We start from the raw sequence: 22017 nt of genomic DNA on the forward strand, positions 1-22017 counted from the left end.
CATGAACGACGTGGACAGGATTCGCGGATGGCTGATGGCCCCGCGCGAGGACACCTGGATCCGACTCGCGAACGACAAAGGTGGCTGGGACCTCGCCAGTTACCCTGACTTGGCGGACCAGGCGCTACGCATCGCGGCCCGGTTGATCGACGAGGGTGTCCGCACGGGTGACGTCGTCAGCGTTCTGATGCCGACATCGGATCTGTGCCTGGCGACGATGTTCGGCGTTCTGGCAGCCGGTGCAACGCTCACACCGATAGTGCCGCCCATGTTTCAACCCCCTGACCAGTACACCGCGCACCTCCAGGGAATTCTCGGCGCGTCGGGATGCAATGCCATGGTGGCTTCGTCGGCCTTCGCCGAACTAGCTCGGCGTGCGATCGGGGGCCTCGCCCACGGGCCGAAACTGATTGCACTCGACGACGTTCCGGAGCGTGAACCGCTGGCGGAACTGGCGCCGCCGGCGCCCGCGGTTCTGCTGCAAATGACATCCGGATCGACGAGCGCACCCCGCGGGGCCAGTATCAGCTGGCACAGCCTGGCCACCAACCTCAACGTCATGGAAGAACTCTGCGGGATGGCCGATGGTCAGGTCGGCGTGTCCTGGCTGCCGCTGTATCACGACATGGGGCTGATCGGAGTGCTCTTCCAGGCCATGACGCGGCAACGGAACCTGCAGCTGATGCGCCCCGATCAGTTCGTCCGCGACCCCCTTCGGTGGCTGAAAGCGGCGGCCGCCTCGCAGCACACCGCCTCGCCGTCGTTCGGGCTGGTGTACACCAGCACCAGGCTCAAGCCGGCGGATCTCGGCGACCTCGATCTGTCCGGGCTGCGCACGCTGGTCGTGGGCGCCGAGCCCATCAATCCCGCCCATCTGCGCGCGTTCACGGAACTCACTGCGGCGAACGGCTTCTCACCCGATGCGTTCATGCCGTCATACGGCCTCGCCGAGCACACCTTGTTCGCCACCTCACACCGGCTGGGCGAGCCGCACACGATGGTTCGGGTGGACCGATCCGCGCTGCGCTACGGCCATCCGGTTCGGGTGCTGGCACGCGTCACCGGTGACATCACTGCTGACTCCGGCAGCGACTGGGTGGTCTCGGTCGGCAGGGCTGCAACTGGGCATCAGGTCTGGATCGCCGACGAGTCCGGTGACCGGTTGCCCGATGGCATGTTGGGTGAGGTCGTGCTGTCGGGACCGTCTGTGGCTCAGGGCTATCACGGAAATTCGGACAGCACAACTCGATTCGTCGCCGGGGAGTTGCGGACCGGCGACGCCGGATTCCTGCTCGACGGGCACTTGCACGTGCTGGGCCGGATGGGGACGAGTCTGAAGATCAACGGGCGCAGCGTCTTCACCGAAGACCTCGACGTGACCACGGCTGCCGCCCTGGGAATAGCGCCGAGTCGCGTTGTCACCGTTGCGGTCAACGAGGCCGAGCGGCCCGGTGTCGCGGTCTTCATCGAACACATGAAGGTGACCCCCGACATGATCACCGCGGCCCTCAGAGCCCTGCAGGCGAACGTCGGCGATGAAGCGCCGCTGTGGCTGATCAGCACTCCGCGGGGATCGCTGTCACGTACGTCGAGCGGCAAGCCGCGCCGGGCACACATGTGGCAACAGTGGCAAGCGGGCCGATTCACCAGGGCCCGATTGCTCGCCATCGGTGGAGCGAAACGAGACGTACAGGGACTCCAGCGGATCCGCACGCTGTTCGAGAAGACTCGCGAGCTTGCCGTGATTCCTGATGATGCGACAGTGCATTTCGAGGGTTCGCTCGCCGAGGGCTTCGGGAACGAGGGCTCCGACATCGACTTCCTGTTACTGGTGCCCGGCACGGCCAAGCAGGCGGTGATGCCGACGGTCCTGTTCGTCGACGGTCGTCGGGTGGAGGTCCGGGCGCAGTCGCACGAGCAGATACTCCAGCGGCTGCTGAAAGTCAGACGGGCCGTCGACAGAGCTTCGATCAGCGGGGTGTCCGAGGACCTGCTGAACCGGGTGCAGCGGTTCCTGCGCGGCATCCCGCTGTTCGTGGGACCCGACTACGCGCAGCTGCGCGACGTCGTCTCCTACGCGGAGCTGACCGGTTTGATGAGTTCGTGGTGGCGTCGGCGGGCCAGCGGATGCCTGCGCCATGCCGTCGCCCTGACGCTGCTCGGCGACGAGTACGAGGCTGTCAGTTGGGCACGAGAAGGCCTGGCGCAGCAGATGAAAGCGTTCCTCGCTATCCGCGGCGAGGGGTACATCGAGATCAAATGGCTGCCCGAGCAGATCGCCCGGCTGCGCGAAGATGCCGACGACAACGTCGTCGCCCTCCTCGATGACTACCAGGTCCTCGACGCCACGCATCCTTCGGCGGATTCGAGGCGCGACTTCATCGAGCGGGCGCTGGCGTTGGCGGTCCGGCTGGGCGGGCCGAGGCTCGCGATCGATCCCGCGAACGTCGTCCTGCGGCGCGTACCGGGTGTCACGACCTGGCCTATCGGGTCCGCCACCCACGTCGTGCGCGACAGGACCGACGTGTTCGTGCTATCCGCCGATTGCGCCGCCTCATGGCGGCAGGTGATCTTCGGTGAGTCGATCGCCAAGACACGGGCGGCCCCGCAACACCTTCGGCTTTTCGCCGATTACGGGCTGGTGGGCCTGGCCTGGCGTGGTGGCGGAGCTATCACACCGGTGGCGGCGATGTGCGCCCCCGGCCGCCCACTCACGCCGCTTCCGTCGAATCAACGGCCGGTGGTCACCATCGACGGCGCGTTCACCGCCGCCGGCATCGTCCGATCACCCTTGGGTGCAAGGGCTTTCGCCGAATGTGCGGGCGCACTGTTGCTGGCCAACATGGTGCTCGAGAACGCGCGCGAAGACTTCTACGGTGCGATCAAAAACGAACAGTGGCAGGTGGCATCGTTATGCGGGCGCCGGATCGTGCTGATGGCGGTGCGAATCTTGGCCAGTGCCTGGGGGATCACCCCGCTACCTGCTGATCCGGTGCTGCTGAACAGGCTGGACATGCTGGTGCCGGAGCATCCACAGCTGGCGGAATGCGCTCGTAGCCTCATCGAGCTCTCGATCGGTGATCAGGACGAAGCATCCTCGGCGCAAACCGAACTCGACACGTTCGTTGCGCAGGTACGGAAGGTGACCTGCGGGGAGAATTTCCCCTCCTCGTTCTCGTCCCGCGACGAGTGGCAGCGGACCATCCGATACGGATACCACTGGTTGCGGATGGGCGGATATTTCGATGCCTACACCGAACTCGACGAGACGCGCGATCTATTGGCCAGCGGCGGCGCCCAACCATCAGCGAGGCCGACCCAATGACCGACATCCGCGAAGAGGTGCTGGCCCTGGTCGCCGCGATGGCTCCCGACACCGCCGGCGAGCCGGAACTCAGCAGTGCCCTGGTCGGTGACCTCGGCTACACGTCGCTGCGGTTGCTCGAACTGTCGATCGCGGTCGAGCGCGCCTTCGAGCTACCGCAGCTCGATCAGGAAATGCTTGCCGGCGTCGCCACGGTGGGGGACCTGGTGAATCTCGTTCAGGCTCAGAAGGAGCCGATATGAGCGGGACTGTCTTGGTCACCGGCGCCGCCGGACATGTCGGCGGCGACGTCGTCGCCCGACTCTCGCGGCGCGGCCACACCGTCATCGGGCTGACCCACGATCGGCCGGTCCCTGCGGCACGAACATTGACGGGCGACATTCGCAACGAAGATTTCGGTCTCGACCGGCAGACGGTGTCGGAGCTGGCCGGCGAGGTCGGCTTGGTGGTGCATTCGGCCGCGGTCACCGACTTCGGACTGCCGGAGCAGCGCTACACCGAGATCAACGTCGACGGAACCGCCAATGCGTTGGAACTGGCGCGCCGCGTCGGCGCCGGCTTCGTCTACGTGAGCACGACCTACGTGTGCGGCGAGACAGAGGGAGTGTTCTGCGAGGACCAGCTCGACATCGGCCAACAGTTCAGCAATGACTACGAACGCAGCAAGTACCGTGCCGAACAACTGGTCGCCGCCGCCGGACTTCGATCGGTTGTCGTCCGGCCCGGGATCGTGACCGGTGAGTACCGCACCGGAAACACTCAGAGCTACAAGCACATCTATCAACTGCTGAAGGTGATAGTCGAGGGCAAACTGCGAACATTGCCCGGGAACTATTCCGCCACATTGGGACTCGTTCCGATCGGCCATGTCGCCGACGTGGTCGTGGCCGCGGTCGAGAAGTTCGACGACAATGTCGGCCGCCGTTTCCATGCGGTGGGCGCCAACTCGCTGTCGTTGCGTACGGTCTCCGATGTCCTCGCGGAGTATCCGTCGTTCCGCATCCCCGACTTCGTCCCGCCCAGCACCTTCAGCGAATTCGAACTCGATGAGATCGAACGCCGGTACTACCAGAAGGTCGGGACGCTGTATACGAGCTATCTGCGGCGCAGGCTGGACTTCGACAGCACCAACACCCGCGAGCGCCTCGGGTTGACACCGCCTGCAATCGGTCCCGGGTACTTCCGACGCCTGCTCGATTCCTGTTTGCGCAGCGGCTATTTAGGCCGGCCCGAGCCATCCGTCGCCGAGATCCTGGCCGGCCTGCAGGCGAAGAGGAGCTCCGCATGATCCGCACCGACAGCCGCTACGACTCGGATACCTATTTCATCGAAACCTGCGATGCGCTGGCCGCGATGGACATCGATCGCGAAGCATTCGCTCACGAGAACGCGCTGATGCTGCTCAAACCCGATGCGGCCGTCACCGGGGCGATGGGTTCGGCCATCACCTGGTTGGTCGACCACGGTTACCGCATCGTCGGGGCGTACCCGGTGCAACTGACGTATCTGCATCTGCGGGCGCTGTGGTACTTCAACTGGCACCGCGCCACCGCCGAGCGACGCCGGGTTGCGGATCGTCTGGCCAGGTTGTCACCGTCGCTGGTCCTCGTCGTTAGACATCCGGACAGCGATCAGCCGGTCTCGGTCCGGTTGACGGCGGACAAGGGACCTGCCGATCCTGCTGAGCGGCAACCGAACCATCTCAGACACGCCTTGGCGGCCGGAACGTACCTTCTCAATAAAGTTCATACTCCCGACGACCCGGACGATGTGTTGCGGGAGTTGAGTATCTACTTTCCCGAGCCGCAACTGCGCGCCGTGATCTCCGCATGCGTCGATGGCGCCGACGCAACAGTTGATGCCGTTCGCATCGTCGACGGCATCGAGTCCGGCCTGGACCTCAAGCGCGGTGACCTCGCCGCCGCGCAGGATGCGGTCTGGCAAGACCTTGGGGGGCTCGGTGCCTGGGACCGACCTCAAACCGGCGAGGAATGGCTGGCTGCATTGGTGGACGCGGACAAGCGTGACATCGGTGTCGATCCATGGTTTCGGATCGTGATCGAGTCGTCCTACCTCCCGATGCACCGCGAAGGAAAGTGATCGGACATGAACGAGGACAACCATTCTCAGACAATTCGCCGCGAATTGGTACACAAACGAGCGGTCTCCGAAGTGCTGGTCACGTCGGTGGCGAATCAGGGCGGAGCGTGGTTGGTTCACGCGCAATTGCCGCGCCTGCACAGCTTCCACTCTGACGGGGTGGGACGGCAACGCACCTATTACGACCCGCTCTTGGTTCTCGAGGCATTCCGGCAGGGGTGCATCGCGGGCAGCCACCTGTTCTATGCCGCGCCGCCCGACGCTCGGCACACCGTGCGCTTGTACGAGCTGTCCGTCGTCGACTTCGACCATTTGGAGTGCGGCGCGGAGATGCTGGATCTCGAGTTGAACATCGTGGTGCAGAAGGAGTTCCGCCGGGACGAACACGGTGCCGTCCACGGCCTTGAAGTCCGTGCCGTCGCGGCCCACCAGGGCGCCAAGACCATGGAACTGGGGGCGGCATTCAACTGGATGCCGTTGGAGAAGTGGGATCGGATGAGGGCAGGATCGAGTTGGGATCCCGGACCGCAGCCTGCCCCTGCTGTTCCCTCGTCGGTCGGCCGGACGCGGACCGAGAATGTCGTGATCGGTACACCCGATCACGCGGTCGAGGGTGGCTCGGCGAGTGCACCGCTGGTGGTGGATATCGGGCATGCGACGCTGTTCGACCATCCCCTCGACCACCTCCCCGGCGGCCTGATCATCGAGGCGGCTCGCCAGCTTTCACTGGCGATCGCAGACTCGCACGCGCCGAACCTGGTGGGGCCGTCGTGGCTGAAGATCGGTTTCCAGTCCTTCGCCGAGATGGACGCGCTCAGCACAGTTCGGATGACCCAGGACGCCGCCGAGCCGCTGATCTTCCGCGGTGACATCACGCAGTCAGGTCAGACCAGGGCAACCATCGAACTGGCCTTCATGGAATGACGGTCCTGCGACGGACGGGCGGTGTCGGCGCGTTCCTGATCGAACGATGCCTGCCCGTCTATCCCGTCTACCTGGCGCTGTGGGTTGTCGCGGTCGAGTGCATGGTCGTCGTGGTCGGTGACTCATCCGGCCCCTGGCGTCCGTCCTGGGATACGGCGCTGAAGATCCTGGCGCTCAATGCTGCCGGCGCCTTCCTGCGGATGGTCGACGATCAGAAGGACCTCGAATACGACACCGTCTACAACCCGCAACGGCCACTGGTTCAGGGCCGGATCAGCAGCCGGGAGTTGCGGATCGCCATGGTTCCTGCGGCCGCGGTGGCGTTGCTGCTGGGAGCGACGGTCTCGGTCTGGACGACGGTGCTCGTGGCGTTGATCCTCGGGTACAGCCTCGTCCTGTGGTGGCTGGAGTCGCGTGTTCCGGTGGTACGGGACAACCCGATCGTGAACTTGGCCGCGGCATGCCCCGCGCAGTTCCTGGCAACAGGTTTCGCGATGACCGGCCTGCCGGGTACCGGTGCTGCGTCCTCGCTGCAGTTGGCCGCCGTCCTGTTGGTGTTCACCGCCGCATTCCTGCAGGTGGAGCTGGCGCGCAAGACCACACGGGTGTCGGACGTCGGCGACCTGCGCTCGTACTCCAGGGTCATCGGCCCCGCTGCGAGCGGCATCGCGGTCTTGGTCCTGGGTTTGTCGGCCGTGTTGGTGGAGTTGTTGCTCACCGCGCCGTGGAGCTGGGCGGCGCACTGGTGGCCGATTGCCTGGTCGCCGCTCGCCGCTGCCGTGCTGCCGCTCGTTTCGGCGTGGATCTTCTTTGTCAGACGAGTCGACCACCACCCTCGCAGTGTTCCAACGGCTTTCGTGATCATCTTCTATCTCTCCATCGTCGGGCAGGGCTTGATCTACCACTAGAAGGGTGCAATTGTGCGGATCCTCATACCATTGGTCGGGAGTCGGGGGGACGTCCAGCCCGGGGTGGCGCTGGGTTTGGAACTCGAGCGCCGCGGCCACGACGTGATCATCGGAGCACCACCGAATTTCGTCGACTTCGTCGCGAAAACCGGTCTGACAGCCCGGCAATTCGGTCCCGATGTACATGCGCTGTATTCCTCTCCCGAAGGCCAGCGCGCCTTGGCGGCCGGTAGCACATTCAAGCTGATGTCGATGGTGTCGAAGCAGATGTCGGAATACGCCGACCGGATGGACGACGAACTGATCGACATCTCCCGCGGCGCGGAGATGATCGTCTGCACCACGTTCAGCGAGGACCGCTCGGCGATCATCGCTGAATCCCTGGGCATCCCGATGGTGACACTGCATACCTACCCGTGCCGGAAGAACAGTCACTACGCCCCGCCGGGATCGGTGCCTGCCGGCTGGCCGGTGCCCGGTGTCTTCAACCGGGTGGCCTGGGCTGCGATCGAGCGACTGCGGACCGTCGTCTTCGGCAAGTACCTGAACAACCTTCGCGTCAAGCTCGGCCTGCCACGATCGCGAGCCAGCACCGAATCGATTCTGGCGGGGCGGAACGTCCCCGAACTACAGATGTACGACCAGGCATTCGTGCCTGGTCTGGCCGAGGAGTGGGGCTCGTCGCGGCCGATGGTCGGGTTCCTCTGGTTACCCCAGTCAGCCCGGGCGGCGATCGGCGAAGCGGCTGAAGACCACACCGAGGTGCTCAAGTGGGCGGACGAGGGGACGCCACCGATCTTCTTCGGGTTCGGCAGCATGCCCATTCTGGATTTCGCATCGGTACTCGGCATGATCGAGCAGATCTGCGTCAGGACCGGCGAGCGGGCGCTGGTCAGCGTCGGCGGCGCCAGCCTGAGCGCGGAGATGCGGAATACCTCCGACCGGGTGAAGATCGTCGATTCGCTGGCGCACGATCTCGTTTTCCCGCACTGCAAGGCGGCCGTCCACCACGGGGGAATCGGTACTCTCTTCGAGAGTCTGCGGGCCGGGCTGCCGACGTTGGTCTGTTCGGTATCGTTCGACCAGCCGGTGTGGGGACACCAGGTGGAGAAACTCGGGGTCGGCGCCCACGTTCCGTTCACCAAGCTGCGGGCGGAGACCCTCGGCGCCGGGATCGACGCCGTGTTGGATCCCCAGATGCGCTCCCGGGCAGAAGCTTTCGGTGCCCGCCTGCAGGCGACCGGTGACGGTGTACCGCGGGTCTGCGACATCGTGGAGAAGACCGCGGCGCGCTAGCCGCGGCGTCGGGGCGTGAACGTAACCGGCAGGGATGCCGGCGACAGGACGAAATCCTTGGCCTGCGGCTTGACCTCGAACCCGGCGGGCAGCTGGATATCCCACCGGGAGAACAGGGCCGCGGCCTGCAGAGTGATGGACAGCAGCGCGAATTGGCTTCCGGGGCAATGCCGTTGACCCAAACCGAACGCCATCATGAGCTCACGATCGCCGGACCCGGATTCCCAGCGCTCGGGTTCGAACGCTCGAGCATTGGGGAAGTATCGATCCTGCAGATGCACCATCAACGGGCTGAACAAGATGTTGGTGCCGTCCGGAATTTCCACCGAGCCGATCCGTACCGGGCCGTCGGCGGTGAGGATGCTGATCCACGGCGCCCACAGACGCAGCGTCTCGGTCAGAACATTGCGCAGGTAGCTCAATGCGGGTACATCGCCCACTTCCACCGGGCGAGAGCCGATTACCGAATCCAGCTCGTCGCGGATCTTCGCGGCGACGTCGGGTGCCCGGCTCGTTTCGTAGATGAGCCACGAGAACATCGAGGATTGGGACCCGATGCTCGCCGCGAGCGACAGGAGTAACTCGTCGACGAGGTCGTCGTCGGACAGTGTTGCTCCGGTCTCTTCATCGACATGGTGCAGGAGGGCCGACAACATGTCGCCTTCGTCCGGTTCATCGCGTCGGCGCTCGATCAGCGACCTCAGGGCCGCACGTACCTGCCGGGAATGAGCGATGAACCGGCGGTTGGCCAGCACCCGCAACTGTCTCGCGGCCTTGGGCAGGGCGCCGCGGATGATGACTTCGCTGAGCAGCCAAGGGGTTCGCTCACGGATGACGTCGATCTCCTCGGCGTCGGTCTGGGCGCGCAACAAGGTCGCCAGCATGGTCCGCATCACCAGCTGATGCACGCTCGACCGCAAATCCTTCTGGGCGCCGCTTGCAAGCGAGCTCGACCAGTCGTCGGCGATCGTCGCGACGGTGAGCCCGTACTCGCCCAGGCGGCGCTGCCGGAAGACCGGAGCGATCAATCGGCGGCGCAGATCGTGTTCGGGTCCACTGAGGACATTGGTCGCGCCGCTGACCAATTCGTGAATGGCCTCGCGCATCGGTTCGCGATGGAAAGCGCCTGCGCGCCCGAGGCTGACGTCGCGGATGAGCTCCGGGGTGGTCAGCAGGTACGACGCCCGGGGCCCTAGGTACACCCGGACGATGGGACCGATCTCAGGAGCGCGCAGCAGCAGGTCGCGTGGATCACCCGTCACCATGTGGGCGTGGCCGATCAACGGCAGACGCCCTGGCGCCGTGGGGATTCCAGAGAGGCCGGAAGCCGTCATGGCGGCAGCGTAGCTGGTTTACGACGACGTGAGGCTGCGAACGGCTTCGATGCGGGCCCTGAGCTGATCGCTGGTGGCCGCGGCCACCGGTGGGCCGCCGCAGACCCGGCGCAATTCGTTGTGGATCTGTCCGTGCGTCTTGCCGGTCCGGTGGTGCGCCAGCGACACCAGGGCGTTGAGCTCGCGGCGCAGGTCCCGCAGTTGGCCGTGCGTCGTCAGTCGTGGAACCTCACCACTGGCGGTGCGCTTCTCGATCTGTTCTTCTTGCCTGCGCCGCAACAGATCTCGCATCGACTCGGCGTCGAGCAGGCCGGGGATGCCGAGGTAGTCGGCCTCCTCGTCGCTGCCCGCGGGCGTGGCCGTACCGAACGACGACCCATCGAAGATGACCTGATCGAGCTCGGCGTCGGCGCCCAGATACTCGATCTTGTTATCGCCCTCGTCCGGCTCGTCGCGGTTCTGCTTGGCGAGCTCGGCCTCGAGCGGGTCGTCGTCGAGATTCTCGCGATGCGGCTTGCCCAGCACGTGGTTGCGCTGGGCTTCCATCTCGCTGGCGAGCAGCAGCAGGTTCGGAACCGACGGCAAGAAGATGCACGCCGTCTCGCCCGGCCGCCGCGACCGCACGAACCGGCCGATCGCCTGCGCGAAGAACAGCGGGGTCGACGCGCTCGTCGCGTACACGCCGACCGCCAGTCGCGGCACGTCGACGCCTTCGGACACCATGCGCACGGCCACCAGCCAGCGCGAGGTGCTCGCCGAGAACGCAGAGATGCGATCCGAGGCGCCTTTGTCATCGGACAGCACGACGGTGGGTGCCTCGCCGGTGATCTTCACAAGCAGGTCGGCGTAGGCGCGGGCCGCGGTCTGGTCGGAGGCGATGATCATGCCGCCGGCGTCGGGCACGTGCTCGCGAAGGCCGCGCAGCCGGGTGTCGGCCGCGGCGATCACCGCGGGCATCCACTCGCCGGCGGGGTTGAGCGCGGTCTTCCACGCCCGGGCGGTCTGCTCGGCGGTCAACGGTTCACCCAAGCGGGCGGCGTGTTCCTCGCCGGCACTGTCGCGCCAGCGGGCCTCACCGGAGTAGGCCATGAACATGACCGGGCGCACGACGCCGTCGGCCAGCGCGTCGGAGTAGCCGTAGGTGTGGTCGGCCTGCGAGCGGGCAAAGCCGTCCGGACCGACTTCGTAGGTGACGAACGGGATCGCGCTGTCGTCGCTGCGGAACGGGGTCCCGGTCAGCGCCAGCCGCCGTGTCGCGTCGTCGAAGGCCTCCCGGATCGCGTCGCCCCACGTTTTCGCGTCGCCGCCGTGGTGGATCTCGTCGAAGACGACGAGGGTCTTGCGGTTCTCGGTGCGCACCCGGTGCCGGGTGGGGTGGCTGGCGACCTGGGCGTAGGTGACGACGACCCCGTGATACTCCGCGGAGGTCTGCGAGTTCGAGTTGGAGAACCTGGGGTCCAGGGAGATGCCCTGCCGGGCCGCGGCCTGTGCCCACTGGATCTTGAGGTGCTCGGTCGGGACCACGATGGTGACGGCCTCGACGGTGCCTTCGGCGAGAAGTTCGGCGACGATCCGCAGGGCGAAGGTGGTCTTACCGGCGCCGGGGGTGGCCACGGCGAGAAAATCGCGCGGCTTGGCAGCCAAGTACTTGACCAACGCCCGTCGCTGCCAGCCCCGTAACGTCTGGGTGCTGGGCGCATCAACTGCCCGCACCCCTGGGACTCCTCTCGGTCGAGATGGACTCTAACGCAAGCAGATCCGCCTGCGCACTTCGATCCGGCGTGTCGTCAGACCAAGAAGTTGTCGTTGCGAATGAAGAACTCGCGACGTTCCTCGTCGGTCAGTTCGCCGAGCTTGGGCAACCCTTCGAAATAGAACTCACGCGGTGCCCCTGGAGCAAACAACATCAAGATCGAGGCGGGCTCGTCGGACTGGTTCCCGAAGCCGTGGATGCCACCGGGTGGGACGTAGAGGTAGTCGCCTTGCTCACCGACCGTCCAGCCGCTGCCGTCGAAGAGTTCGATCCGGCCGGACAGCACGAAGAACGACTCCGACATGGCCTTGTGGAAGTGCGGCCCCGGGCCGCCCGCCTTGGGCCCTAAGTCGACGCGGTACAGGCCGAAGTCGCCGCCGGTCGACTTCTCGGTGGCCAGGTAGGTGTATTTGATCGGGCCGACTTCGAAGTCGGCCGGGGTGTCGGCCTTGCGCAGGCTGGCGCTGACTTCGCCGTTGCCGTCGTACCGGGGCGGGGGATAGGGCGGCACATGGAGAGACATTGCCCCTAGTCTGCACCTCAGCCGAGCGGGTACACGACTCCGGTCAGCTCTTCGGAGATCGCCCAGAGTCGGTGCTGCGCCGCGGTGTCGTGGGAACGGCGGTTGGAGGAAACCAGCTTCGGATAACCCCGCATCTCGAGAAATCCGCCCGGTCCGTAGTACTGGCCGCCGCGCACGGTCGGGTCGGTCGCCGCGCGCAGCTGCGGAAGTGCACCCATTTCGGTGCTCTGCTCGATCAGTCCGAACGCCGATCGGACCGGCCCGGGCATATAGCGCGACAGCTCCGAACTCGATCCGCCGGGATGCGCGGCGGCAGCGATAGTGCCGGTTCCGGCCAGTCGTCGCTGCAGTTCGTAGGTGAACAGCAAGTTGGCCAGCTTGGACTGGCCGTAGGCCAGGGCTCTGTTGTAGCTGCGCTCGGACTGCAGGTCATTGAACCGGATCCACCCGCCGCGGTGTCCGACGCTGCTGACGGTCACCACCCGGGATCCCGGGCTGGCGAGCAGGCGATCCAGCAGTAATCCGGTGAAGGCGAAGTGGCCGAGGTGGTTGGTGCCGAACTGCAGCTCGAAGCCGTCCTTGGTGGTTTGTCGGGGGCTCATCATCACGCCGGCGTTGTTGACGAGCAGGTCGATGCTGTCGTGGCCTGCGCGCAGCTGCTCGGCGGCGGCTCGGATCGACTCCAGCGAGGTGAGATCCAGTTCCTGCAGCGAGACGTCGGCGCCCGGGTATCGCCGGCCGATCAGATCGGCGGCGGCCTTGCCCTTGTCGAGGTTGCGTACCGCGAGCACCAGGCGAGCGCCTTTTCCGGCGAGCGCGTGCGCTGTCTCGTAGCCCAGGCCGGTGTTCGCGCCGGTGATCACGGCCGTGCGGCCGGTTTGGTCCGGAATGTCGGCAAGGCTCCAGATTGGCCTTTGAAAGGGCACAGCTTCTCCTCGTTTAAACTCAATAAACGGAGCGCGCGCCCCGGTTTCTTCGACTATACGGAACGTGCGCCCCGCTTTGTCAACGCGTAAGGGGTGTGAGGTGGGTCTGAGCTGCCGGCCGTTACGGGCCGATGCCGCGCGCAACCGCGCTCGGGTGCTGCAGGTGGCCTACGAGGTCTTCGCTGAGCAGGGGCTGGCCGTGCCGATCGACGAGATCGCCCGGCGCGCCGGCGTCGGTGCGGGCACCGTCTACCGTCATTTCCCGACCAAGGAAGCGCTTTTCGAAGCAGTCATCGGCGAGCGGGTGCGCTTGGTCGTGGCGCGAGGGCGCGAGCTACTCGCCGCTGATCCGTCCACCGCGCTGTTCGAATTCCTGCGCGAGATGGTGCGTTCAGGCGCTGCCGACCACGGGATGGTCGAGGCGCTGGCGAGGTACGGGATCGACCTGGACTCCGCGGCGCCCGGCGCCGAAGCGGAGTTTCTCGGGGTGCTGGGGGAGATGCTGGTGGCGGCGCAAAAGGCCGGTGCCGCGCGAGCCGACGTCGGCGTCGCCGAACTCAAGGCACTGCTGGTCGTGTGCAAGAGCGGCCAGGAATACGGCGACGACGTCGCCGACCGGATCACCGACGTGATCGTGGCCGGTTTACGCGCAGGCTGATCACTCGCTGAGAGATACCAGGGAAATCCCTGTATCGGCGTAAGGTCCCGCGTCCCTATATCTGTAACTGCGTAACAACACGCAATACCGGGGCGGGGGCCAGAGCATGACGTCATCGAGGGATTCACAAGCGCAGCTGCCGGCGACGGACGGACGGCTTCGATTCGAGAAGTCGGTTGGACGGATCGGTGCGCTGGCGGTGGCGTTGGGTGTCGGTTTCGGCCTTGGCACTCCGCTTGCCTGCGGCGTCGCCAACGCCACGGGACCTGACGCGGGCTCGAGCGCCGACGGGGGAGCAGCGAGCGGCCGCAGCGGAAGCGGCACGGGGAACAGTGGGCGACAGAGGGCACATCCGCATCTGGCGACCCGCGATGTGTCGAAGTCCGGCAGCGCAGTCCAAGCGCCGGAGCGTCACTCCATCACGCCCCGTGCCGCATCCAATGCATCGCCGGAATCCGAGACCGTTTCGCCGAAGCAACGGCACGGCGCGGTTTCGGCGGCAGTTGACAAGACCGACGAGGGCGCTGAGGGGTCGCCGGCGTCGGTGACAGTCAGCGTTTCGCCCGCGGCAGCGCTCCCCGGTGATGGCGGCCCCGCTGATCCCAGCGGACCTGTGTCGGCGCCGATCACGCTCAAGAGCATCGTCACCGACGCGCTCACCTGGATCGGGCTGGGCGGTCTGGCACCCGCGCTGCCGATCCCCAACGTGCCGGTCCCGCCGTTCTTTGAAGCTCTCTGGCTCGGCATGCGTGGCTTCCAACGCACGGTCAACAATCAGCGCCCCGGAGTCCACCCCACCCTGCTCGAACCGGATCCCGACGGCACGATTCGCGGCAACGTCAACGCCACGGACTTCGACGGCGACCCGCTGACCTACTCGGTGTCCGGGCCGGCGACCAAGGGTGAGGTGTCGGTGGAGTCGGACGGCAGCTTCACCTACAAACCCGGTGAGCAGATCGCCGCCACAGGCGGCAAGGACACGTTCACGATCCAGGTCGACGACGGTGCCACTCATGGATTGGCTGGCCTGCTCGGCCTCAGCGGTCCGGGCACGGCGACGGTCACGGTCACGGTGGCGGCGCCGGTGGTCCCGGTCAACCACGCCCCGACCAACGGTGTTGCGGACGTGCATGATCCGGATGGCGACGGCAAGGTGACCGGGACCGTCACGGCCACCGACGCCGACGGCGACACCCTCAAATACTCGCGAACCACATTGCCCAGCAAGGGTTCCGTGGTGGTCAACGAGGACGGCTCCTTCACCTACGCCCCCACCGCCGACGCGCGCCATGCTGCCTCCGCCAACGGTGCGGGTGTGGTGCATGACAGCTTCACGGTGACGGTCAGCGACGGCAATGGCGGCACACTGGCGGTGCCGGTGTCAGTGGTGGTCAGTTCGAAGAACTCGGCGCCAGACGGTGTGTCGGTCGACCCCGGCACTCCGAACGCGACCACCGGCGTGGTGACTGGATCAGTGCACGCCACCGATGCTGACCTTGACACGCTGACGTACACGGTCTCGACGCAGCCCGGCCATGCGCAGCAATTCGATTTCAACAGCACCACAGGCGCTTTCACCTACAAGCCGACCGACGATGCGCGGCACGCGGCGGGTAGTGGCGGATCGGTGACAGACTCGTTCGCAGTCACCATCACCGACGGGCATGGCGGCACGACCACGACCGGTGTCACTGTGACGGTGGCACCGTCCCTTCCGGTCAATCATGCGCCGGCGGCCGGCAACGATGCAGCGACCACCAAGGAAAACGTGCCAGTGTCGATTTCGGTGCTGGCCAACGACTCTGACGCTGACGGCGACACCCTGACCATCACCGGTACGGCAACGCCGTCGCACGGCAGCGTCACACACAGCGATACCGGCGTCACGTATACCCCGAACACCGGCTACCACGGCGCGGACGGCTTCACCTACACGATCAGCGACGGCAATGGCGGCACGGCGACCGCCACCGTCAACATCACCGTGTCAACCGTGACCGACACGCCGCCGAGCAGTACTCCCGTCGACGGATACCCGTTGTTCACTGCACCGGTCGTGACGCGCGATGGCACTGTGTACCAGTTGCTTACGAACCTGGACTTTGTGACTGCCAGCGTCGCGATCATCGACAGGCACGGCGCGACCAAGGTCGTGGCGTTGCCAGGATCACGCGCCAACGTCTTGCTGGCCCGGCCTGGCGGGGACGTCATCGTCACCACCCTCAAACAGATCGGCGAGGACGAGTTCGACGACCGCTCCTACCACACGCTCGTATCGGTGATCAGACCCAATGGCGCTATCTCCACTACGGAAGTCGCCGGTCTCGCCATCAGCAATCCCGTCGTCGCTGCGAACGGCACTGCCTACCAAATGGTGATGACGACGGTCGACACCGGTGTTGTGGCCCCGGACGGCACGCAGGCAACTGCCCACACGATGGTGGTCCTGCGGGTGGACCAGGGTGGCGCGGTCAGTACGCAGACCCTGGGCGCAGTACCGAGCGGCACGGTGTACGGGCACCCGACCGGAAACGTTGTCACCGATGCCCAGGGCAATGGGTATGTGGCTTTCGGTGGGGCGACGATCAATTCGACCAGCTTCGCCTATGCGGCGGGCATCATGGTCATCCCGGCGCAGGGGACGGCATTCCTGTCGGATCTGGTGACTGACAAGTTTCTAGCCGGCCCGGTGGTGGTCACTCCCGCTGGCACGGCGTACGTCACGTTCCTCGATGACGACGACTCGACGATGGTGATGAAGCTTTCGGGTCACACCACCAACTTGTACGGGCATATCGTGGGCCGACCGGACAAGGTGGTCGGCACCTCGTTAGAGACGGTGGTTGTCGGCGCCGGCGAAGCCGCCTATCTGGTCACCACCACGTTCTCCACCGATGACGGCAGCCCCGTCAGCCACATCACCAGAATCGGCGGAACGACCATCGATGTACCGGTGCGGCTCGAGGAGCCGTTGCTCGTCGCACCGGATGGCGGTGCCTTCCAGGCGCTTTCGTACAGCGAAGTCCTGGTCATCAGTCCGGGCGGGGGCGCCAAGACCGTGACCGTCGATGCCACGAATTTCGTGTTGGGTCCGGACGGGAAGGGCTACGCACCCACCGCGGACCACGTCACCGTAATCACGACCGGCGGAACAACGTCCGATATCACGCTCGGCGGAACGGGTGCATCACCGTTGGTGTTCGGGCCGGACGGGACACCGTTCCGGGCGGTCGACACGGGCACGGGCTACGTCATCAAGAATCTGACCACCGGTGCTACCAGTGGCCCATTGGCCAAGTCCGACAGCACTTCTGACGGAGCGGTGCTGGCCGTCGGCCCGGATGGTACTGCCGTCTTCGTGCCGACGAAGACGGCGGGCGGTTCCTCTCCCGTGCAGATCCTCACCTACACGCCCGACGGGTCGACGATCATCAGTTCTCCGGTCAACGGCGCCGGCGTCGGGGGATTTGCATTTGGGCCCGACGGCACGGCGTATGTGGGCGTGATCGGACAAAACGGCGACGGCAGCTTCGGCACGACCATCGTGTCGATCACCTCCTACGGAGCTACGACGGGACCCACGGTAAACGGAATCACGGCCCAGATGGCGGCCACCGATCACGGCCTCTACACGTTCGTCATGTCGATAGGCTCCGACGGTAGCTTGGGTAGTACTCAATTAGTCTCTCTCCCAGCGGTTCCCAATGCCGCTGAGCCGTCGACGACCATCACGAAGACCGTCAACAGAGCCACTGGCGTCGTCACCGGACAGATCACTGCGGGCACAAAGCTCGGTGAGGGCGTCTCCTGGTCCGGTTCGACCACCACTGCACTGGGCAGCCTTATCGTGCGCCCCGACGGAACCTTCACATTCACCCCCAGTGGCGCCGCGCGGGCCTATGCCGAGGAATCGGGCAAGGTGTACAACGTCATCGGGTCGTTCACCGCCACCAACAGCGCCGGTGAGTCGTACACGATCGCGTTCAACGTGCCGCTCCTGCCGACGAATTACCCGGTGACCCCGTCAACGCCGCAGCTGTATCCACTGCACACGGCCTACGGGGCCGGACCGACGTGGGGTAGTGACCCTGATGCTCTGCTCAGTCAGGCCGGTGTCGTCAGTTCCTGGTTCGGCGAACCCGCGCTGGAATGGACCGTTATCCACCAGGTACTGACCGACGGACGAAATTTTGAAGACTGCAGTCCGTGCAGCGGTCACGGTGAGTGGGATTGGGACTACACCGAGTACAAGATTTCCTACACCGGCCACCCCGACCTTACCCATGACGCCGACGGCACACCGATCAACGCCGAGGTGTACGTGATCAGCCTCCTGCATGTGCCCGGTATGAAGTACTACGAGGGCTATGTGATCGGCTACCGAAAGATGGCCAAAGACGACGCCATCTACGTCAAATCCGACATGGTTACCAAGAGCAGGGTCGTCAGTGACACCGGCGTCGTGACAGAAGCCTTCATCGACTACGACGCCATCGAAGTCGTGCCGGGCACCTTCCCAGAAGACTGGTTTTACCAGCGCGATCCCGGCGATGTCGGCGGCTTCATCTTCGACAACGAATTGCCCAGTGATGCAATGATTCCTGAGGTCGAGAAGCAATATACCGAGGGCGTGGGATCGGTCCTCGACTATTACCAGAGCATCCATACCGGTCTTGAAATTGGTGGAAACCTGGCGTCCATCTTCGGTTCGATGGCCGTCGATCCAGAAACCGGGGTATTCACCGCTGTGCAGGGCGCGCGGAAGGTCAAGCTGGCGATCAAAGCTGTCAGGGCCGTCGGCGAGCACCTCGAAGACATCAAAGACCCGGACCAATTTTTGAACTCCAACATGTTCCTCGCCGAAGGGCCGGCTGTCGGACCGACTCCCGGCGTCGGCATTCCGGATTAGTGCTCGGCAACCCTGACCATCGTCAGGATTGGTCCGGGCAGCACGCTGACGGCGTAAACAGTTTCCTTGCACTCGCCATGGTCGAGTGCTAAAAAGGTGGTTGGCACTCGCGACCGGCGAGTGCTAGGTCGGGACGGTGAGGCCGGGGCCGCGTACGCGCGGAGCACTCTCCAGCCGTCCGTCGCGGGCACTGCACCCGACCGAAGACGTGCCATCCCCAACCGGAGGATTCACTTCGCAATGTCCAAGATCATTGCTTACGACGAAGAGGCCCGCCGCGGCCTCGAGCGGGGCCTGAACGCCCTCGCCGACGCGGTAAAGGTGACGTTGGGCCCCAAGGGTCGCAACGTCGTCCTGGAGAAGAAGTGGGGCGCCCCCACGATCACCAACGATGGTGTGTCCATCGCCAAGGAGATCGAGCTCGAGGACCCGTACGAGAAGATCGGCGCTGAGCTGGTCAAGGAAGTCGCCAAGAAGACTGACGACGTCGCTGGAGATGGAACGACGACGGCGACTGTCCTCGCCCAGGCCCTGGTTCGCGAGGGTCTGCGCAACGTGGCCGCCGGGGCCAACCCGCTCGGCCTGAAGCGCGGCATCGAGAAGGCCGTCGAGAAGATCACCGAGACGCTCCTCAAGAGCGCCAAGGAGGTCGAGACCAAGGACCAGATCGCGGCCACCGCCGGGATCTCCGCGGGCGACCAGACCATTGGTGACCTGATCGCCGAGGCCATGGACAAGGTCGGCAACGAGGGTGTCATCACCGTCGAAGAGTCGAACACCTTCGGCCTGCAGCTCGAGCTCACCGAGGGTATGCGCTTCGACAAGGGCTACATCTCGGGTTACTTCGTGACCGACGCCGAGCGTCAGGAAGCGGTCCTCGAGGATCCGTACATCCTGCTGGTCTCGGGCAAGGTCTCGACCGTCAAGGACCTGCTTCCCTTGCTGGAGAAGGTCATTCAGTCGGGCAAGGCGCTGCTGATCATCGCTGAGGACGTCGAGGGCGAGGCCCTGTCCACCCTGGTGGTCAACAAGATCCGTGGCACCTTCAAGTCCGTCGCCGTCAAGGCCCCGGGCTTCGGTGACCGCCGCAAGGCCATGCTGCAGGACATCGCGATCCTGACCGGTGGCCAGGTCGTCAGCGAGGAGGTCGGCCTCTCGCTCGAGACCGCCGATGTCTCGCTGCTGGGTCAGGCCCGCAAGATCGTCGTCACCAAGGACGAGACCACCATCGTCGAGGGTGCCGGTGATTCCGACGCCATCGCCGGCCGGGTGGCCCAGATCCGTGCCGAGATCGAGAACAGCGACTCCGACTACGACCGCGAGAAGCTGCAGGAGCGCCTGGCCAAGCTGGCCGGCGGTGTTGCGGTGATCAAGGCCGGAGCTGCCACCGAGGTGGAGCTCAAGGAGCGCAAGCACCGCATCGAAGATGCCGTGCGCAACGCCAAGGCCGCCGTCGAGGAGGGCATCGTCGCCGGTGGTGGCGTGGCTCTGCTGCAGTCGGCTCCGGCACTGGACGAGCTGTCGCTCACCGGTGACGAGGCGACCGGTGCCAACATCGTGCGCGTCGCGCTGTCGGCTCCGCTGAAGCAGATCGCCTTCAACGCGGGCCTGGAGCCCGGCGTTGTCGCCGAGAAGGTCCAGAACTCGCCCGCCGGAACCGGCCTCAACGCCGCGTCCGGTGAGTACGAGGACCTGCTCAAGGCCGGCGTTGCCGACCCGGTGAAGGTCACCCGCTCGGCGCTGCAGAACGCGGCGTCCATCGCGGCGCTGTTCCTGACCACCGAGGCCGTCGTCGCCGACAAGCCGGAGAAGGCCGCCGCACCTGCGGGCGACCCGACCGGTGGCATGGGCGGTATGGACTTCTAGTAAGTCAACGAAAAGCCCCGGCTCGCTTTGGCGAGTCGGGGCTTTTTCGTTATCCCCGCCCCTTGTCGCCGCGAGTGTGCGGTTTCATACGCAACACGCCGCGGCTCACGTATCGGGTCGCACTCTGGCGACCGGCTGTGGACAGGCGAGACGTATTTCGCGAAGTGCTGACACTGTTCGCGGATGCGGACTGTTCCCTGGCCGTTCATTGCGGAGGAGGTGCTCGACGCGAAGGCGCTCACCTTCCGCGAACTGAGGCGATTCCATGCCGCGGTCTATCCGGGCGTGTGGGCGCCCCGCGGCGTCGAGCTCTCGGCAATCGATCGAGCGCGTGCCGCCTGGCTGTGGTCGGGCCGCAGCGGTGTGCTGGCCGGCTTGTCGGCATCGGCGTTGTGGGGCGCGAAATGGATCGATGCTGATGCGGCTGCGGAACTGGTGCACAGCAATCGGCGTCCGCCTCGATTGATCGCCGTCCACTCGGACACGTTGTCGGCCAATGAGATTCGACAAGCGCACGGGCTGCCGGTAACCGCACCGGCTCGGACGGCTTTCGATCTCGGACGACGCCTCGACTTCGACGCGGCAGTGCAACGGATCGACGCCCTCATGCAGGCCACGGACGTGAAGATCGATGACGTCCACGCGGTGATGGCGCAGCATGCCGGCGTCCGCGGATTGAAGCAGTTGAGGTCGGTGCTGGATCTGGTCGACGGTGGATCCGAATCCCCGTACGAGTCACTGACCCGAATCATGTTGGTCAGGAGTGGTTTTCCGCGGCCGCAAACCCAGATCCGAGTGTGCGACGACGAGGGCTTCGTGGTCGCCCGGCTGGACATGGGATGGCCGGAGTACCGAGTGGGTGTCGACTTCGATGGCGCCCATCATTGGACCGACCCTCGACAGCGATCGAACGACGTCGAACGTTACGCACGGTTGCCAGAGCTCGGCTGGATCGACGTACGCGTGACGAGCTCGATGCTGCACAACAACCCGGGGGTGTTCCTCAACCGGGTCGGTGCCGCCCTCACGGCGCGTGGTTGCTCGCGCACGTGGTGAGTGTGCGTATTCATCCGCGAACGACGGCGTGTTGCGGATGAAACCGCACACTCGAGGCCTGCTGCTAGCCGCTCAGCGGGACACAGTCGTCGCCGCAGCCGGACGCCGTCGGCGCCCCTGGCACGGCCGGGCGATGCAGCACCGCCCGCTGTGGAATCACCCGCAGCCGTTCGTCGGCAAACTCGCCGCGGCCGTCGACGATCAGGCTGTATCCGCCCGCCTCGCGGGGCGGCCACACCACCGTGACGTCGGGATGGGCGAGCGCGTTGCGACGCGTGCTGTTGCCCACCGAGCCGACGTCGAGCACACCCCCCACGAGCTGAGGGTCCACCGCCACCGTGTGCGCACGGTGGTCGTCGCTGACGGTGATCAAATAGCCAAACATATAGTCGGCCAGCGTGCCGGCGAGCTGACCGAGGTCCACCTTGACGCTCATGGG

At 65.5% G+C, this 22017-nt stretch carries 16 protein-coding genes; 11 read left to right on the forward strand and 5 right to left on the reverse strand.

The genetic code is table 11. The annotated features are described in order from the left end of the window. Window position 1 precedes the first annotated feature (1 nt). Genes AB431_RS29385 through AB431_RS03495 form a run of 7 tightly spaced genes read left to right on the forward strand, consistent with a single transcriptional unit; the run spans window position 2 to window position 8553 of the window. Window positions 2-3325 (forward strand): AMP-binding protein, encoded by a 3324-nt coding sequence (locus tag AB431_RS29385; protein ID WP_052960174.1) that lies wholly within the window; start codon window positions 2-4, stop codon window positions 3323-3325. Beyond that, on the forward strand, window positions 3322-3567 hold the full coding sequence (locus AB431_RS03470; protein WP_047328768.1) for an acyl carrier protein: 246 nt from the start codon (window positions 3322-3324) through the stop codon (window positions 3565-3567). Before AB431_RS29385 ends, AB431_RS03470 begins: the two co-directional genes overlap by 4 nt. Next, window positions 3564-4613 carry an SDR family oxidoreductase gene (locus tag AB431_RS03475; protein WP_047328769.1) on the forward strand — a complete coding sequence of 350 codons (1050 nt, stop codon included), beginning with the start codon at window positions 3564-3566 and terminating at the stop codon, window positions 4611-4613. The genes AB431_RS03470 and AB431_RS03475 overlap by 4 nt, the downstream gene beginning before the upstream one ends. Further along, the gene (locus tag AB431_RS03480) at window positions 4610-5425 is read left to right on the forward strand and encodes a nucleoside-diphosphate kinase (protein WP_047328770.1); all 816 of its coding nucleotides are present in this window, start codon (window positions 4610-4612) and stop codon (window positions 5423-5425) included. The genes AB431_RS03475 and AB431_RS03480 overlap by 4 nt, the downstream gene beginning before the upstream one ends. A gap of 6 nt (window positions 5426-5431) precedes the next feature. Beyond that, complete coding sequence (locus tag AB431_RS29390) at window positions 5432-6349, forward strand: AfsA-related hotdog domain-containing protein (RefSeq protein ID WP_052960175.1); 918 nt, start codon at window positions 5432-5434, stop codon at window positions 6347-6349. Further along, a complete protein-coding gene (locus tag AB431_RS03490; protein WP_047328771.1) occupies window positions 6346-7257 on the forward strand; it encodes a UbiA family prenyltransferase in 912 nt (303 codons plus the stop codon). The genes AB431_RS29390 and AB431_RS03490 overlap by 4 nt, the downstream gene beginning before the upstream one ends. A 12-nt stretch (window positions 7258-7269) precedes the next feature. Next, window positions 7270-8553, forward strand: coding sequence for a glycosyltransferase (locus AB431_RS03495; protein ID WP_047328772.1), 1284 nt, complete (start codon window positions 7270-7272; stop codon window positions 8551-8553). On the opposite strand, the gene AB431_RS03500 is transcribed toward AB431_RS03495, so the two are convergent. The 4 genes from AB431_RS03500 to AB431_RS03515 form a co-directional block, all read right to left on the reverse strand. Beyond that, window positions 8550-9887 (reverse strand): cytochrome P450, encoded by a 1338-nt coding sequence (locus tag AB431_RS03500; RefSeq protein ID WP_082135535.1) that lies wholly within the window; start codon window positions 9885-9887, stop codon window positions 8550-8552. The two genes, AB431_RS03495 and AB431_RS03500, sit on opposite strands and share 4 nt — an antisense overlap. 18 nt (window positions 9888-9905) lie before the next feature. Next, window positions 9906-11600 carry a DEAD/DEAH box helicase gene (locus AB431_RS03505; RefSeq protein WP_047328773.1) on the reverse strand — a complete coding sequence of 565 codons (1695 nt, stop codon included), beginning with the start codon at window positions 11598-11600 and terminating at the stop codon, window positions 9906-9908. 74 nt (window positions 11601-11674) lie between these two features. After that, window positions 11675-12163 (reverse strand): cupin domain-containing protein, encoded by a 489-nt coding sequence (locus AB431_RS03510; protein ID WP_047328774.1) that lies wholly within the window; start codon window positions 12161-12163, stop codon window positions 11675-11677. Between the two features lie 17 nt (window positions 12164-12180). Beyond that, window positions 12181-13089, reverse strand: coding sequence for an SDR family NAD(P)-dependent oxidoreductase (locus AB431_RS03515; RefSeq protein ID WP_235435814.1), 909 nt, complete (start codon window positions 13087-13089; stop codon window positions 12181-12183). Window positions 13090-13189: 100 nt separating this feature from the next. Here AB431_RS03515 and AB431_RS03520 point away from each other — a divergent pair, with 100 nt between their 5' ends. The 4 genes from AB431_RS03520 (at window position 13190) to AB431_RS03535 (ending at window position 21578) form a co-directional block, all read left to right on the forward strand. Then, window positions 13190-13747: a TetR/AcrR family transcriptional regulator gene (locus AB431_RS03520; protein WP_047328775.1), complete on the forward strand. Its 558-nt coding sequence runs from the start codon at window positions 13190-13192 to the stop codon at window positions 13745-13747. 106 nt (window positions 13748-13853) lie between these two features. Next, the gene (locus tag AB431_RS03525) at window positions 13854-18656 is read left to right on the forward strand and encodes a tandem-95 repeat protein (protein WP_047328776.1); all 4803 of its coding nucleotides are present in this window, start codon (window positions 13854-13856) and stop codon (window positions 18654-18656) included. Window positions 18657-18896: 240 nt separating this feature from the next. Beyond that, entirely contained in the window at window positions 18897-20522 is a 1626-nt protein-coding gene (gene groL, locus AB431_RS03530) for a chaperonin GroEL (RefSeq protein WP_047328777.1), read from the forward strand. 183 nt (window positions 20523-20705) lie between these two features. Continuing rightward, window positions 20706-21578 carry an endonuclease domain-containing protein gene (locus AB431_RS03535; RefSeq protein WP_047328778.1) on the forward strand — a complete coding sequence of 291 codons (873 nt, stop codon included), beginning with the start codon at window positions 20706-20708 and terminating at the stop codon, window positions 21576-21578. Window positions 21579-21642: 64 nt separating this feature from the next. Here AB431_RS03535 and AB431_RS03540 read toward each other — a convergent pair whose 3' ends face one another. Further along, on the reverse strand, window positions 21643-22014 hold the full coding sequence (locus AB431_RS03540; protein ID WP_047328779.1) for a hypothetical protein: 372 nt from the start codon (window positions 22012-22014) through the stop codon (window positions 21643-21645). Window positions 22015-22017: the final 3 nt, after the last annotated feature.

Source organism: Mycobacterium sp. EPa45 (assembly GCF_001021385.1).
Classification (GTDB): Bacteria; Actinomycetota; Actinomycetes; order Mycobacteriales; family Mycobacteriaceae; genus Mycobacterium.